Source organism: Methylobacter sp. BBA5.1 (genome assembly GCF_000746145.1).
GTDB lineage: Bacteria > Pseudomonadota > Gammaproteobacteria > Methylococcales > Methylomonadaceae > Methylobacter > Methylobacter marinus.
Map to the genome: position 1 here is coordinate 42,263 of NZ_JQKS01000004.1, position 14,334 is coordinate 56,596.

A 14,334-nucleotide genomic window follows, 5' to 3' on the forward strand; every position below is an offset into this window, starting at 1 on the left:
AATTAAAACCTAAACGATAATTGCAATCCATACAGATCCCAGTCCTGAACGGTAAGGCTCCTGATGGAATTGTCCGCCTGGGGTATCCAGGCCGTACCATGGATTCGATGGTATTCAGCCCTTAACATCCAGGATGTCGTCATGTCCCAACGCAGGCCAAACATCCAGTCCTTGGCATAAGCGGCATGATTCGGCAACCCGAGTGCAACGGCTCTCTGCCCGCCCCTATCATTTTTATTATTATAGAGAACATCATAGCGAATATTCGCCCGCAACTGCTCCAAAATCTGGTAGCCCCCCTGAATGTACCAGCTTTCCGTTACCGATTTAAAATCTGGAAAAGAAGTTCCGAAATTACTGACATGATTCCATCGATAATCATATTCGCCTGTTAATGAAAATTTTTCGCCGTTATATTGGGCGGAAAACACCAATGGCCGAATATGAGCCTCACCGCTCGAAAACGTATCGCCCGCCACAGGTCGATATTCAAGCTCAAGATCCACATAGCTCACGGCAAAAACATATTCTCCGCCATTAATTTCATAATTAAGCTGCGCGGCAATAGCAGGCTGCGCCTGAAACTCGCCTTTGGCATCAGGACCGAGTACGGTTGACCGTATTTCTCTATTATTTCCTAGCGGGACGCCGACATTAAACTTGAAGGAAAAATCGCCATAATGCGTGCGTTGCTCGGCATAAAGTGAACCGCCATCCGCGGAAATCAGCAACGAGCGTGAACGATTGAAATAGATGCCTTGAGGTAATAGTATAGTCGGGTGCGTAAAAGATACATCCCTGGTTTCATTATATAGGCCATACGGCGTTTTAACCCGGCCGGCACGGAGGCCGATCCGGCCGCTTGCATAATTCCATAATGTCAGATCAGCCAAGCCATAATCGAGTTTTACACTGCCACGATCAACATCTCCATCACGCCGATATAAGCCTTGAGCCGTGAATCTTAATCTATCGAGCGGCTGATAGGAGACATTCAAACCTATTTCAGTCAATCCAGGAGTAATGCCGTCGTCGCTTTGCCCAAAAATATTATTATCGGAAGAATGAAAAAAACCTTGTGTCAAAAAACCATGAAACTTGAGTTCATCAGGAACAATACCGGCTTGCGCGATACCGGACAGACAGAACAGGCTCAACAGTAAAATTCCGTTATTGGTATTCAAATAAGCGTATTTTTTCATTGTCCGTTCTGCTATTTAAATACCCGATGGCATAGGGCGTATTGGCTATTTTATCAATCATTTCCTGTTCAGAATCCAGCTGAACGGGTATCGCCCCAGTCCCAGAGTAAAGCATTCTGTCCCATATTCTTCTGAGCTGGTGTGGAAACATATTGAGATTGTTTTTAACAAAATCCTTATGAAGAAAGTCATCATCGGATAAAGTAAAAACTTTGATTCGCTCGCCGTTAGGCCAGAATTGCTGGCGCATCATGAATACAGCCCGAACTTCCGCCAGCGTATACTGCTTCGAAGGCACGGTTTGATTGACGACTATCTCCGCCGCATTGACAGAAGAAAGACTCATGATAGCGATGATAATGCCGACTCTTAAGAAACTAGCCAGTTTTTCATGAACAAACTGCTGCAACGTAAAAGTTTCCATTAATTTTTATCTAACGGCATGAGTCTTTATAGACGAGTTTATTAATACTGATTCAGGTCTGGGGCTATATGTTCTCCTTTAACACCCAAACAATTGGTCCATTTGCTTAAAGCCTAATGCCACCCTCCGTATTGTTTGGTGGGATCGCCTTTAAATCCGGCCGTTGTACCTTTGCCGCTAGCCGTTTTGCTCTGTGAAATTGCATTGATGGCCGCCCTGGCCATATTTTCTTTTGTCACGCCGCCGAGATCTCGTGCCGAACGCACCACCAGTGTAGACATAGGCGTAATATCCTGTTTCACTGCCGAAGGATCGATAACAACCGCTTCCAGCAATTCATCATGGCCGGTGATTTCCAGGAAGACCGGATAGGCGGTATTGGCCGGAATGTTCACCGAATATTGGGAGTCGCCATTGAGCACTACCGAAGTCACCGGTACGCCATTTTTATCTTTAACCGCGACCTCACCGCTGATTACCGGCCCATCCCTGTCCGAGACGACACCTTCAATATGGGAATAGGCCTGTGCCGCCGAACCCTTATCATTTGACGAATCGCTGCAACCGCCCAAAAGTAAAGGCACGGCGACAATGACAGCTTGAAACATGTTTTTCATTATTTACCCTCTAAATTTTACCCAATGCAAACGGTTGGCGTTAGAGACCACTGTCACGGATGACATGGCCATTGCCGCACCAGCTATCATAGGATTCAATAAAATTCCAAATACGGGATACAACAACCCCGCCGCGACCGGAATACTGATCGTATTGTAGAAAAAAGCCCCGAGCAGATTCTGTTTTATATTGACAAGAGTCGCTTTGGACAATTCGATGGCCTCAGGAATTTTTAATAACGACCCTTGCAGAATGACGACATCAGCGCTTTCAATAGCAACGTCGGTGCCGGTACCGATAGCCAACCCGACATCGGCCTGAGCCAATGCCGGCGCGTCATTGATGCCGTCACCTACCATGCCGACAATTTCCCCTTGCTGCTGCAGTTCCTTCACGACAGCCGCCTTATCTTGCGGCAGCACTTGCGCCCTGACTTCAGAAATACCCGCCTGGCGGGCGATAGCCTGCGCCGTAATTTCATTATCACCAGTTACCATTAGCAGGCGAACGCCCTGGCTTTTCAATAACTGCACGGCCTCCGCCGAATCTTTTTTAATCGGATCCGACACGGCGATAATGCCGGCGACTTTATGATCCACTGCCAACAGCATCGGTGTTTGGCCCTGGGCTGAAAGCTTTTGCAATTTGCTGTTATATCGCGAATATTTGACGCCTTTTTTATCCATCAGCGCCTGATTGCCGAACAACACGGACTGTTCGTTGATTTGCGCCGTTACGCCATGCCCCGTAACCGCTTCAAATTTTTTGACTTTTTCCAGCCTGATGCCCCGGTCTTCCGCCGCCGACAAAATGGCCGCCGCTAACGGATGCTCCGAGCCGGCTTCAATACTCGCGGCCCATTGCAGAACAGCCTCATCGCTATAATCACCGATGGCTTCGATAGCCGAAACGACAGGTCTGCCCTCGGTTACCGTCCCGGTTTTGTCAAGTATCATACAAGTCAGCTTACCTGCCGTCTGTAGCGCCTCACCATTGCGGATCAAAATCCCTGACTGGGCGGCCCGGCCGACCGCGACCATGACTGAGATAGGCGTCGCCAGGCCGAGCGCGCAAGGACAGGCGATAACCAATACCGTCATGGAAGTCACAAAAGCATAGCCTAATGCTGGTTCCGGCCCCCAGGTATACCAAATCAGGAATGTCAGCACCGAAAGCGTGACCACTGCCGGTACAAAAACGGCTGCAATTTTATCAGCCAACCGGGCGATTTCAGGTTTACTGCTTTGTGCCTGGCGCACGCTTTTAATGATTTGCGCCAATGCGGTATCGCGGCCGATACGCGTCGCTTTGAACAGAAAACTGCCGGTCTGGTTTATCGTGCCGCCGACCACTTCTGATCCTACCGTTTTTTCTACCGGCAGCGGCTCGCCCGTCAGCATGGACTCATCAATAGTGGAATGCCCTTCCAGCAGCACGCCGTCCACAGCGATTTTTTCACCGGGCCTCACTCTCAACGTTTCGCCCAAGCCTACCAGTTCAATCGGAATATCCATTTCCACCCCGTCTCTAAGCACGCGCGCCGTGCGTGGCTGCAAACCGATCAGCTGGCGAATCGCTCCGGAAGTTTTGCCTCTGGCCCGCATTTCCAACGCTGAGCCGAGATTAATAAATGCCAGGATGATCACGGCGGCCTCAAAATAGGCATGCCGGGCCAGGGAAGGCAGCGTGTCGGAATAGTCAATGACTATCGTGGAATAAAGCCATGCAGAGCCCGTGCCCAGAGCAATCAGGGTATCCATATTGGCCTGACCTAAACGTAGCGATTTGATCGCGCCGCTGAAAAAATGCCCGCCTGAATAAAACAGGATGCAGAAGGTGATCAGCGCGATTTCCGGCCAGAACCATTGCCCTGCCGCCGAATCGATTTCAGGCAACCACCCGAGATGATCGCCAAGCATCAGCGGCACGCCAAGCATCGCGGCCGCGGATGCTTTTTTCATCAGGTTTCGGTAACGTTGCAGCTCCAGCTCTTCCTGTTCGGTTACATCTTCGAGCCCTTCCATCACGGCTGCGTCATAACCGGCCTCCTTAACGGCCTGCGTTAACACCTCGGGATCGGCGTGTCCTTTTACCATCGCTGAATGATCGGCAAAATTGACACTGACCGAAGTTACGCCTTCTACCGCGGACAAGGCACTCTCAACAGCACTTACGCAACCCGCGCAACGCATGCCCAAAATAGATAACCGCAACTCTTCCGCCGCCGTATCAGAAATTTCTTGTGCATTCATAAATTATCCGGTCTGACTAACAATATTAGATACCTTACAGCCAATAAAATATCACTCTACAGTAAAGCCCGCTTCCGTAATGGCCTCTGTAATCGCATCCAGATCCGTTTTTCCAGCATCATATTCAACGCTCACCTCATTATCCTTGGCCGATGCTTTAACTGACACGACACCTTCGATAGTATTCAGTTTATTCGTTACATTCGATTCACAACCGCCACATTTCATGCCGGTAACGGTTAATGTTACAGATTCAGTCATTTCTCTCTCCTTTTAACCAGTACGTTAGTCTTTATATCATACTCGACCGATCGCCAATAATCATGATATAAATTGACATTTCATCATACAAACATCTGGTTTGTCCCGCCTACCCGGATGTTTGTTGCTAACCGGAAATTTCTGTTACTTCCGCTAAAATATAAAGATTCAGTCACAACAATAGCCAACCGGTCTCACTTTGCTTCAGACAATGGATTTTGTATTCACACCCTCCGAAATTTAATACCCACCTAAATAAAATGGCAGACTTTATTATCGGACGGCAGCAGATTCTTGACAAAAAGCTGAACATTTACGCCTATGAAATTCTTTTTCGCGGCCAGGATTTCGATTTAAGACGGGAAGACGGCGCCACGCAGGCCACCAATCAAGTTATTACCGACTCCATTCTGGAACTTGGCCTCAACCAGATCGTCGGTCCTCATAAGGCGTTTATTAACTTCACCACACAGAACATTCTGGAAAAAACGCCCATGAATCTTCCCAAGGACCGGATAGTAGTCGAAGTTTTAGAGAATGTGTCCGTCGATTCAAGAATCGTCAGCAACCTGAAAGAACTGACCCAGCAGGGCTATACTATCGCCCTGGATGATTTTGTGTTTTCCGAGAAATGGAAGCCCTTGATAGAGTTTGCCGACATCATCAAATTGGATATTCTGGACCTGGGCGAAAACAAAACCCGGACTACCATTGAACAACTTAAACCTTATAACGTGAAACTTCTCGCTGAAAAAGTAGAAACCCATGATGAATATCTATACCTGCGTGAAATGGGATTCGATTATTTTCAAGGCTACTTCTTCCAAAAGCCCAATATCATCGCGGGCAAGCGCCTGGGCGTCAATCAGGCCGCCGCTATCCGGTTGCTGACGGTCATTAACGATCCCGAGGTTGAATTCGAACAACTCACCCTGATCATCTCCCAGGATGCCGTGCTCAGCTACAAGCTGCTGCATTACATCAATTCCGCTTTCTTCTCGGTGCCGAATAAAATCAAATCCATCCGCCACGCGATATCTTATCTGGGCTTAAAGGAAATCAAACGCTGGTCGAATATATTGACGTTGGCGTCACTATCGAACAAACCGGTGGCGATGCTGCAGAACGCATTGATCCGCGCCAAAATGTGCGAGCGGCTAGGCGATCTGATTGGCGAACAATCCGAGCATTTTTTCCTGGTCGGCATCTTGTCCAGCCTGGACAGCATCCTGGATATCCCCCTGGAAGACGCACTTGCCCAACTACCCTTGACCGACGACATGACTTCAGCCATATTGGCCTGCGAGGGACCGGCCGGAGAAGCCCTGCGGTGCGTCATCAATTATAACTATTGGAATATTTCAGCCGTGGCGTTTCAGGACCTGGACCAGAAAATCATAGGCGAAGCCTACATCCAAAGCATCAACTGGGCAAAAGATGTACTGAGCGAGGTTATATTGATATAAACTGCCCGACTCCACACCTGTAAATAAATCTATGCAATTAAACACGATTACCAACCAAACTATTGCACTCGCCGGTATTGCCCAGGCGGCGGCGCTGGTTCAACAACTGGCAACAACCGGCACGGCCGATGCCGACGCCATGGAAGCCAGCATTGCCAGTATTTTAAAAATCGATTCCGACAGCGTGACCGATATCTATGGCGGCTTGTCCGGCCTGAAACTAGGGCTTGAACAGCTCCATGAGCAAATGACCGGTTATAAAATTGTCAATCCTGAGCAGGCGCGTTATTCCGCGTCCCTGGTTTTTCTGGAGAAACAGCTGTCCGGTCGCAAGGATATGCTCAAAACCATACGAAACGGCGTGGAAAAAGCCAAGCTCCAAAGTGAGCATTTCGGCCCGATGCATGAAAATGTACTGGCTAACCTCGGCGAAATATACCACAGCACGATCAGCACCCTGCAACCGAGGATTATGGTCAATGGCGAGCCGGGCTACCTGTCCCGGCCCGATATCGTCAATAAAATACGCGCATTGTTGCTGGCCGGCATTCGCTCGGCCATTTTATGGAAACAGTGCGGCGGCACCCGCTGGAAGTTCCTGTTTTTCAGGAAAAAGATTCAAGTCGAATTGGAAAACCTGCTGAAACAAATCTAAAGTGTTAACATGACAACTCTTATAGAAGCCGAGCATCTGCATCGCTATTACGGCAAACATTGTGCGGTACATGACGTCAGCTTTACCTTGGAAAAAGGCGAGGTACTGGGCTTTCTCGGACCCAATGGCGCCGGTAAAACGACAACCATGCAGATGCTTTGCGGCAATCTGGCGCCCAGTGCCGGCCAGATTAAAATCAACGGCTTTGATCTGCTCGACCGGCCCAAAGCAGCCAAACGGAGCCTAGGCTATTTACCCGACACGCCGCCGCTATACCGCGACTTAAGCGTGCAGGAGTTTTTGCATTATTGCGCGCAACTGCACGGCATCCCCCGAAGTTCGATAAAGCCGGCCATCGCCAAGGCTAAAGAGCGCTGCGGTCTCAATGACGTCGCCGACCGGCTGATCACCAATCTGTCCAAAGGCTTCCAGCAGCGCGTCGGCATTGCCCAGGCCATCCTGCACAACCCGGAAGTCATCATACTGGATGAGCCGACCGTGGGCCTCGACCCTATTCAGATCCGTGAAATCCGCACGCTGATCCGCGAACTGGGCCAGGATCACGGTGTTATCCTGTCCACGCATATTCTGACCGAAGTCCAGGAATCCTGTTCGCATGTACAAATCATCCATCAGGGGCGACTGATCCTGAAAGAAACCATTGCCGGCCTTAACCGGCAAATGAATACCGGCACGTTGCGGGCCAGTACGCGCCTCCCGCCTGATCTGGACGCGCTGATGTCGCTGCCTGGCGTGACCTCCATCGAAACCGTGACCGAACGCCAGATCAGAATTCATCACAGCACGAACGACCACACGGCCGAGCGAATTGCCGAGACCATTGTAGCTTCAGGATGGGGTCTGCAGGAACTGACACCGATCAAACGATCGATGGAAGATATTTTTATTACCCTGACCCAAGAACCGAAACAGATCGACTTATGATTCTAGCTATTGCCGCGCGTGAGTTTAAAACCCTGTTTTCATCGCCGATGGCCTGGACGATATTGGCGATTCTGCAATTCATCCTCGCCTTTTTATTCTTATCGCAAGTCGAAACCTTTACCATGCTCCAGCCCAAACTGGCTGCTATCGAAGGCGCGCCGGGGCTGACCGATATCATCGTCACACCCTTGTTCGGAAACGCGGCCATTATCCTGTTGCTGGTAACCCCGCTGTTGACCATGCGCTTGATTTGTGAGGAACGAAGAAACAAAACCTTGTCATTGCTGCTTTCGGCACCTGTTTCCAACAGCGACATCATTATCGGCAAGTATCTGGGCACGCTCGGCTTATTGCTGCTGATAATCCTGCTGACCGCGCTGATGCCGTTATCCCTGCTTGCGGGCGGCGAGCTGGATTTCGGCAAACTGTTCGCCAACATACTGGCGTTACTGCTGCTGGTTTCCGCTTTCGCCGCGACCGGCCTATTTGTATCCTGCCTGGCCGGTCATCCGACCGTTGCCGCCCTGGGTACGTTCGGCTTGTTACTGGTGCTGTGGGTTCTGGACTGGACAATGGGCATGGATGACCAACGTAGCGAGTTGTTTGAATACCTGTCCCTGTTAAGGCATTTCCAGAATATTCAAACCGGCCTGGTCAGCAGCCTCGATATCAGCTATTTTCTGCTGTTTATCAGCACTTTTATCCTGCTCAGCATACGCAGACTCGATAACGACCGGTTGCAAAGATGAAGATATCCCGACGCATACATCAGCGGATACGCGTGAAAAACCTGCTGCTGACCTTGATGTTGCTGGCCGCCATCGGTGGACTGGCCTGGTTAAGCACCCGCTACACCCTGGAAACCGACATAACCGCCAATGCCGGCAACACGCTGTCTCCGGCTTCGGTAAAGCTGCTTGCGTCCATGCCGGACAAACTCGCCATCACGGTTTACATGAAAGCAGATCAGCCGATTCGCAGCCAGATCGCGCAACTGGTCGATCGTTACAAACGACATAAACCCGACCTGAGCCTCACTTTCATAGATCCCGATACGCAACCGGAAAAGACGCGCGAGCTGAATATCGGCCCAGCCGGCGCCATTCTGATCGAATATCAGGGTCGTATCGAGAAATTAACCTTTATTGATGAATCATCCTTGACCAATGCCCTGCTGCAACTGGCCAATGCTCATGAACGCTGGATCACGTTCCTGACCGGCCATGGCGAGCGTTCGGTTGAAGGACAGGCCAATTTTGATCTGGAGCAATTCGGCAAGGAACTGGCCCGACGCAAGATCAACGCCCAAACCATTAACCTGGCCACCCTGCCGGCCATTCCCGATAACTCGGCATTGCTGGTCATGACCGCCCCGACAGTGCCGCTGCTGGCGAACGAAACCGAGATCATCAATCGCTACATAGAGCAAGGCGGCAATCTGCTCGTGTTGGCCGATCCTGATGCCGTGCATCTCGATACCCTGGAGCAGCGCCTGGGCATACATCGACTGCCTGGCGCCATCATGGACGGCAGTACCCAGTTGTACGGCATTACCGATCCGAGTTTTGTGCTCGTGGCGGAATACGGGCCTCACGCCATCACGCAAGGTTTCCAGACCACCACGATCTATCCCGCTGCCGCGGCGCTGGAAATGGACGCGGAATCGGATTTTCAGGCCGAAGCCATACTCAGCAGCGCCCGACAGTCCTGGACAGAAACCGGCCCTGTTAAAGGAAATGTCCAATTTGATGCCGACAGCGATGAAAAACAAGGTCCGCTGCCCGTGGCCTATGCGTTGACGCGCGCCGTCAATGAAAAAACGCAGCAACGCATTGTCGTCGTCGGGGACGGCGATTTTCTGTCCAATGCCTATATCGGCAATGTCGGCAACCTGGACATGGGGCTCAGAATGGTCAACTGGCTGATCCATGACGACCGTTTTATCGACATTCCGGCTAAAACCGCCAGCGATAAAAGCCTGCAATTGACAGAAACATCGGTTGCCGTCATCGGCTTCGGCTTCCTGCTGGTCATACCCTTATCGTTAATGGGCACCGGATTTTTGATCTGGCGCCGACGCAAACGGCGATAAATATAAAATTTCAATAGATTGATCAGCAAACCACGGAAAACACGCGACTCATGAACGACGGCATGAATTGCCGGGCAAAACCAAATAAATTCATGTCCTCCGTGTGCTTCGTGGTTTTATGCTTTAAGCACCATTACCTTTGACTCCTTGGCTTTACTTTCATGCCCGAATTACCCGAAGTTGAAACGACCCGACGCGGCATAGCGCCTTATATTGAAGGACAAACGGTCAGACGCGTCATTATCCGCCAACCCAGCCTCCGCTGGCCGGTGCCGGAAAATCTCGATCAAATCTTGAAAGGCCGGCGCATACAAGCCGTTTGCAGAAGAGCGAAGTATCTGCTGCTTGCCACCGATGCCGGCACGTTGCTGCTGCATTTGGGCATGTCCGGCAGTTTGAGGATCATTGCCAACGGCCAGATCACCGGCAAACATGACCATATCGATTTTATTTTTGATGACAATATCATCCTGCGCTTCAACGATCCGCGCCGGTTTGGCGCGGTGTTATGGACATCGGCGCCGGCCGAACAACATCCGCTGCTCAAAAACCTCGGCCCCGAACCATTGCTGGCGGATTTCAGCGGCGAGTTGCTCTATAAATTGTCCAGAAACAAAAAAATGGCGGTCAAGTCATTCATTATGGACAGCCACATAGTGGTTGGCGTCGGCAATATCTACGCCAATGAAGCCTTGTTCATGGCCGGCATACACCCCGCACGTCAAGCGGGCAAAATTGCCCTGTCCCGTTATCAGAAACTGGCCGACTGTATTCGTATGATCCTGCATCAGGCTATCGCACAAGGCGGCACGACATTGCGCGACTTTGTCAACGAAGCCGGAAAACCGGGCTATTTCCAGCAACAGCTCAATGTCTACGGCCGGACTGGACTGCCTTGCCCCCGCTGCCGACAGACTTTAAAGGAAATCAGGTTATCCAATCGTTCAACGGTATTTTGCGGCGATTGTCAGCGGTAATGGTAAGGTGCACTTCTACTTCCAACATGAGCGGCTTGACTCGAAAATTTACGAACGCTATCCCGAATTTCACCCACTTTGAATCGAATCAATTAAGGCTGGTTAATGTCCGCATCTGTCGAATATCTTCGTAGCGGCGCGGTAATATCGTCAAATTCAGGCATGGAAATACTTGTCGAACCGTAAGTGTCCGGCAGATTGTTGCCGGTATTTAACTGAAACGAACCGGCCATACCGATAAATTTGCTTTATCCCTGTTAATCCTTATAATTGCCGCCTGCTTTCAGGTTCCATCGGTTTTTTGCCGATGGTTAAACGGGAAGTCGGTCAGGTTATGCCAATGCCGACGCTGCCCCCGCAACGGTAGATAAGTGAAAGAATCGTTAATATGCCACTGTGTCATGCATGGGAAGGTGACGATTCAGGCTCTCGCCACTTATAAGCCCGGAGACCGGCCCGAAAGTATTATTCGGAACAGCGGAGGGCTGTCTGCGAAAAAGACAGCATATCTTCGTCGTCTTCTTTTTGTCCTCCGTTGTTATTACACAACCTTTATGCGCGGGCGGCGCAGAGGACACATGCGAAAATTCATAGTCAGTTCATTATTGTTGGCCGGTTTTAACAGCTCTGTACAGGCTCGGGAAACTCAGGCTGACGAATCGCTCAATTTACCCGAAATGGTCGTGACGGCCACACGAACGGAAACCCCGAAAAACCAGTTGGCGGCTTCGGCAACCGTTTATTCCCGAACCGATATCGAACGTCTGCAATCCAAAACCCTGCCGGAACTGTTGCGGCACACGACCGGTATCGATATGACGCAAAGCGGTTACGGTCAAAACACCAGCGTTTACATGCGCGGCACCAATTCCGATCACGTACTGGTCCTGGTCGACGGCATTAAAGTCGGCTCGGCGACCTTGGGCACGACACCGTTTCAGTTTATTCCCATCGACCAGATCGAGCGCGTGGAAATCATCAAAGGCCCGCAATCGAGCCTGTACGGTTCGGAAGCGATAGGCGGCGTCATCCAGATTTTTACCCGCAAAGGCGGTCAGGAAGAAAAACCCAGTTTCAGCGTGGATGCCGGCGGCGGATCATACGATACCATCAAGACCTCCGGCACGGTCAGCGGCAAATGGAAAAACAGTTGGTACAGCCTGGGTGCATCGCATTTCAATTCCCAGGGCTTCGATAACCGCGAGCCGGTCCCGGGACGTTTCGGCCTCGACCAGCCCGACAAGGACGGTTACCGCAACACGGGCTTGAACGCCAGGCTCGGCTACCGTTTCGACAATAATGCCGAACTGGAAGCCTTTTTCATGCGCGCCGAAGGCAAAAACGAATACGACGGCAACTTCCAGAACAAAACCAAATTCGTTGACCAAGTGGTCGGCACATCGGCCAGTATGGATCTACTGGATAACTGGCGGTCAACGCTGCGCCTGGGGCAAAGCCGTGACGACAGCGACCAGTTTGCGCCCGACGGGTCATTCGCCAGCCGTTTCAACACGACGCGCTGGAATGCCACTTGGCTGAATCAATTCACGTTGTCCGACAATCATCAACTGACTGCCGGCACGGATTACCGCTTCGATGAGGTGGAAGGCACAACATCTTATAATGAAAAATCCCGCTACGATATAGGCATATTCACGGAATTGCACAGCCGCATACTGGACAATCACTTTATCAATGCCTCGCTGCGCTGGGATGAAAACGAGGCCTTCGGCGATTATGTTACCGGCAATTTCGGCTGGCGTTATAACTCGGAGCACGGCATCAGCCTTTTTGCCAGCTTTGGCAATGCCTTCAAGGCACCGACCTTTAACGATCTTTATTTTCCGAATTACGGCAATGCCCGCCTGAAACCGGAAAAATCGACCTCGTTTGAAGCGGGAATTGCCGGCGATCATTGGCTGCAATGGGAAGTACGAGGCTATCATACCAATATCGACGACCTGATCACGCCGGTCATGAATCCCGTCACCTTTGAATTCAGCGCGGAAAATACCGGCAAGGCTCAAATAGACGGGATTGAGGCTGAAATCAGCAAGCATTGGCAAGGTTGGGACTGTAAGCTGAGCCTCAACCTGTTAAGCCCCAAAAACCGCGAAACCAATGCCCGCCTGCCGCGCCGCGCCGAGAAAACCCTGTCGGTTGATCTGTCCAGGTCATTCGGATCATTGGATCTGGGCACGCATGTCCTGGCCCAAGGCGACCGCTTCGATGATGCTCGCAACCAGACCAAAGTGGCCGGTTACGTCACCGTCGACCTGCGGTCAGCCTATCATTTCAATAAAAACTGGATATTGAGCGCGCAACTCAATAACCTGCTGGATAAAAACTATCAGACAATTAATACTTACAATACTGCGGACAGGAACTTCTTCCTCGCTATTCATTATAATAATTGACCCTACATCGCTGGACTTTAATCACTAACCCATTTGGAGATAACAATATGAATATAAAACAATGGCTGCAAGTCGAGTATTTGCCGATTCCGCTGATCGCTATCATGGCGCTGACGCGCTTTCATCATTTCGGCGATGTTCTGCATCTGCCCGATGCCTCGCTGGCGGTTTTCTTCTTCGCCGGCTTTTACCGCAAAAAAGCCTTATTCGCCTTTTTGTTATTGCTGGCCGGCTTGATCGATTATGTCGCGATCGCAAACGGCACCAGCGCCTGGTGCGTGTCCCCTGCCTATGTATTTCTGGTTCCGACCTATGCGGTCATGTGGCTGGCGGGCCGTTACTGCTCGAAGTTCAAATCATTTAACGCACCCGAACTGGCCATCTCGGTCGGTCTGATGACACTGGCCACCTCAGTTGCATTCGTCATCTCGAACGGCAGTTTCTATCTATTTTCAGGACGTTATACGGATTTGTCATGGGCACAATACGTTGCTCGCGTGGCACAGTATTATCCGCCTTATGTAGGCTTCGCCATGGTTTATGGATTAGCCGGTTACCTGATTATCAAGCTATTGAAATCAATGCCTGACTTACAGGCAGCACATAAAGAAGTTTGAAGCTGTTTCCACAGAGGGCTTTAAGCCCTCTGTGCCACTAATGTTCTGCCCGTACCAATCAGACTACTTCTTTGGCCCGGTCAACCGACCACAATTTTTCCAGTTGATAAAACTCGCGTGCCTGGGCCGTCATCACATGAACGATGACATCGCCCAGATCCAGCAATACCCAGTCAGCGCCTTGGTCGCCTTCGATGCCGAGCGGTCTAAAACCGCTCTCTTTGACTTTTTCCGATACGTACTCGCATAAAGACCGAACATGACGATCGGAAGTACCGGTAGCGATAACCATATAATCGGTAAAACTGGTTTTACCCCTGACATCTATTGTGGTGATGTATTGTCCTTTGCGTTCATCCAAAACGGTCTGGACAATATTTAATAACTCATCTGTTCGCATTCAAATTC

14 protein-coding genes and 1 riboswitch are annotated in these 14,334 nt (G+C 50.6%); of the genes, 8 read left to right on the top strand and 6 right to left on the bottom strand.

The annotated features are described in order from the left end of the window. Positions 1 to 2: 2 nt before the first annotated feature. The 5 genes from EK22_RS03350 to EK22_RS03370 form a co-directional block, all read right to left on the bottom strand. Positions 3 to 1,202, bottom strand: coding sequence for a hypothetical protein (locus tag EK22_RS03350; RefSeq protein ID WP_051961645.1), 1,200 nt, complete (start codon positions 1,200 to 1,202; stop codon positions 3 to 5). Next, a complete protein-coding gene (locus EK22_RS03355; RefSeq protein ID WP_051961647.1) occupies positions 1,171 to 1,626 on the bottom strand; it encodes a hypothetical protein in 456 nt (151 codons plus the stop codon). Before EK22_RS03355 ends, EK22_RS03350 begins: the two co-directional genes overlap by 32 nt. Before the next feature lie 113 nt (positions 1,627 to 1,739). Then, positions 1,740 to 2,243: a hypothetical protein gene (locus EK22_RS03360; protein ID WP_020157566.1), complete on the bottom strand. Its 504-nt coding sequence runs from the start codon at positions 2,241 to 2,243 to the stop codon at positions 1,740 to 1,742. A 3-nt stretch (positions 2,244 to 2,246) separates the two neighbouring features. Next, positions 2,247 to 4,496, bottom strand: a complete 2,250-nt coding sequence (locus EK22_RS03365; RefSeq protein WP_020157567.1) for a heavy metal translocating P-type ATPase — start codon at positions 4,494 to 4,496, stop codon at positions 2,247 to 2,249. 51 nt (positions 4,497 to 4,547) lie between these two features. Then, on the bottom strand, positions 4,548 to 4,757 hold the full coding sequence (locus EK22_RS03370) for a heavy-metal-associated domain-containing protein (protein ID WP_020157568.1): 210 nt from the start codon (positions 4,755 to 4,757) through the stop codon (positions 4,548 to 4,550). A 260-nt stretch (positions 4,758 to 5,017) separates the two neighbouring features. Between EK22_RS03370 and EK22_RS03375 the strand changes: the two genes are divergently transcribed. The 8 genes from EK22_RS03375 to EK22_RS03410 all read left to right on the top strand — a co-directional run bounded on the left by EK22_RS03375 (position 5,018) and on the right by EK22_RS03410 (position 13,926). Next, positions 5,018 to 6,223, top strand: coding sequence for an EAL and HDOD domain-containing protein (locus EK22_RS03375; protein ID WP_036248093.1), 1,206 nt, complete (start codon positions 5,018 to 5,020; stop codon positions 6,221 to 6,223). A 31-nt stretch (positions 6,224 to 6,254) separates the two neighbouring features. Next, positions 6,255 to 6,878 carry a high frequency lysogenization protein HflD gene (hflD, locus tag EK22_RS03380; RefSeq protein WP_020157570.1) on the top strand — a complete coding sequence of 208 codons (624 nt, stop codon included), beginning with the start codon at positions 6,255 to 6,257 and terminating at the stop codon, positions 6,876 to 6,878. A 9-nt stretch (positions 6,879 to 6,887) separates the two neighbouring features. After that, entirely contained in the window at positions 6,888 to 7,823 is a 936-nt protein-coding gene (locus EK22_RS03385; RefSeq protein WP_036248096.1) for an ABC transporter ATP-binding protein, read from the top strand. Further along, positions 7,820 to 8,572: an ABC transporter permease subunit gene (locus EK22_RS03390; RefSeq protein ID WP_020157572.1), complete on the top strand. Its 753-nt coding sequence runs from the start codon at positions 7,820 to 7,822 to the stop codon at positions 8,570 to 8,572. Before EK22_RS03385 ends, EK22_RS03390 begins: the two co-directional genes overlap by 4 nt. After that, positions 8,569 to 9,915: a GldG family protein gene (locus tag EK22_RS03395; RefSeq protein ID WP_020157573.1), complete on the top strand. Its 1,347-nt coding sequence runs from the start codon at positions 8,569 to 8,571 to the stop codon at positions 9,913 to 9,915. Before EK22_RS03390 ends, EK22_RS03395 begins: the two co-directional genes overlap by 4 nt. Positions 9,916 to 10,076: 161 nt before the next feature. Continuing rightward, on the top strand, positions 10,077 to 10,892 hold the full coding sequence (gene mutM / locus EK22_RS03400; protein ID WP_020157574.1) for a bifunctional DNA-formamidopyrimidine glycosylase/DNA-(apurinic or apyrimidinic site) lyase: 816 nt from the start codon (positions 10,077 to 10,079) through the stop codon (positions 10,890 to 10,892). A 268-nt stretch (positions 10,893 to 11,160) separates the two neighbouring features. Then, positions 11,161 to 11,367, top strand: a riboswitch (cobalamin riboswitch). Between the two features lie 103 nt (positions 11,368 to 11,470). Continuing rightward, positions 11,471 to 13,309: a TonB-dependent receptor domain-containing protein gene (locus EK22_RS03405; RefSeq protein WP_036248098.1), complete on the top strand. Its 1,839-nt coding sequence runs from the start codon at positions 11,471 to 11,473 to the stop codon at positions 13,307 to 13,309. Positions 13,310 to 13,356: 47 nt separating this feature from the next. After that, entirely contained in the window at positions 13,357 to 13,926 is a 570-nt protein-coding gene (locus EK22_RS03410; RefSeq protein ID WP_036248100.1) for a hypothetical protein, read from the top strand. A gap of 58 nt (positions 13,927 to 13,984) precedes the next feature. Here the strand turns inward: EK22_RS03410 and rsfS are convergent, their stop codons facing one another. Beyond that, entirely contained in the window at positions 13,985 to 14,326 is a 342-nt protein-coding gene (gene rsfS, locus EK22_RS03415) for a ribosome silencing factor (RefSeq protein WP_020157578.1), read from the bottom strand. Positions 14,327 to 14,334 lie beyond the last annotated feature (8 nt).

What these genes read in the sequence shown, in the direction of transcription:
- EK22_RS03360 (WP_020157566.1), bottom strand. Translation starts at nt 2,243, where the DNA reads ATGAAAAACATGTTTCAAGCTGTCATTGTCGCCGTGCCTTTACTTTTG.
- rsfS (WP_020157578.1), bottom strand. Translation starts at nt 14,326, where the DNA reads ATGCGAACAGATGAGTTATTAAATATTGTCCAGACCGTTTTGGATGAA.
- EK22_RS03390 (WP_020157572.1), top strand. Translation starts at nt 7,820, where the DNA reads ATGATTCTAGCTATTGCCGCGCGTGAGTTTAAAACCCTGTTTTCATCG.
- EK22_RS03350 (WP_051961645.1), bottom strand. Translation starts at nt 1,202, where the DNA reads ATGAAAAAATACGCTTATTTGAATACCAATAACGGAATTTTACTGTTG.
- hflD (WP_020157570.1), top strand. Translation starts at nt 6,255, where the DNA reads ATGCAATTAAACACGATTACCAACCAAACTATTGCACTCGCCGGTATT.
- EK22_RS03395 (WP_020157573.1), top strand. Translation starts at nt 8,569, where the DNA reads ATGAAGATATCCCGACGCATACATCAGCGGATACGCGTGAAAAACCTG.
- EK22_RS03355 (WP_051961647.1), bottom strand. Translation starts at nt 1,626, where the DNA reads ATGGAAACTTTTACGTTGCAGCAGTTTGTTCATGAAAAACTGGCTAGT.
- EK22_RS03410 (WP_036248100.1), top strand. Translation starts at nt 13,357, where the DNA reads ATGAATATAAAACAATGGCTGCAAGTCGAGTATTTGCCGATTCCGCTG.
- EK22_RS03405 (WP_036248098.1), top strand. Translation starts at nt 11,471, where the DNA reads ATGCGAAAATTCATAGTCAGTTCATTATTGTTGGCCGGTTTTAACAGC.
- mutM (WP_020157574.1), top strand. Translation starts at nt 10,077, where the DNA reads ATGCCCGAATTACCCGAAGTTGAAACGACCCGACGCGGCATAGCGCCT.
- EK22_RS03375 (WP_036248093.1), top strand. Translation starts at nt 5,018, where the DNA reads ATGGCAGACTTTATTATCGGACGGCAGCAGATTCTTGACAAAAAGCTG.
- EK22_RS03385 (WP_036248096.1), top strand. Translation starts at nt 6,888, where the DNA reads ATGACAACTCTTATAGAAGCCGAGCATCTGCATCGCTATTACGGCAAA.
- EK22_RS03365 (WP_020157567.1), bottom strand. Translation starts at nt 4,496, where the DNA reads ATGAATGCACAAGAAATTTCTGATACGGCGGCGGAAGAGTTGCGGTTA.
- EK22_RS03370 (WP_020157568.1), bottom strand. Translation starts at nt 4,757, where the DNA reads ATGACTGAATCTGTAACATTAACCGTTACCGGCATGAAATGTGGCGGT.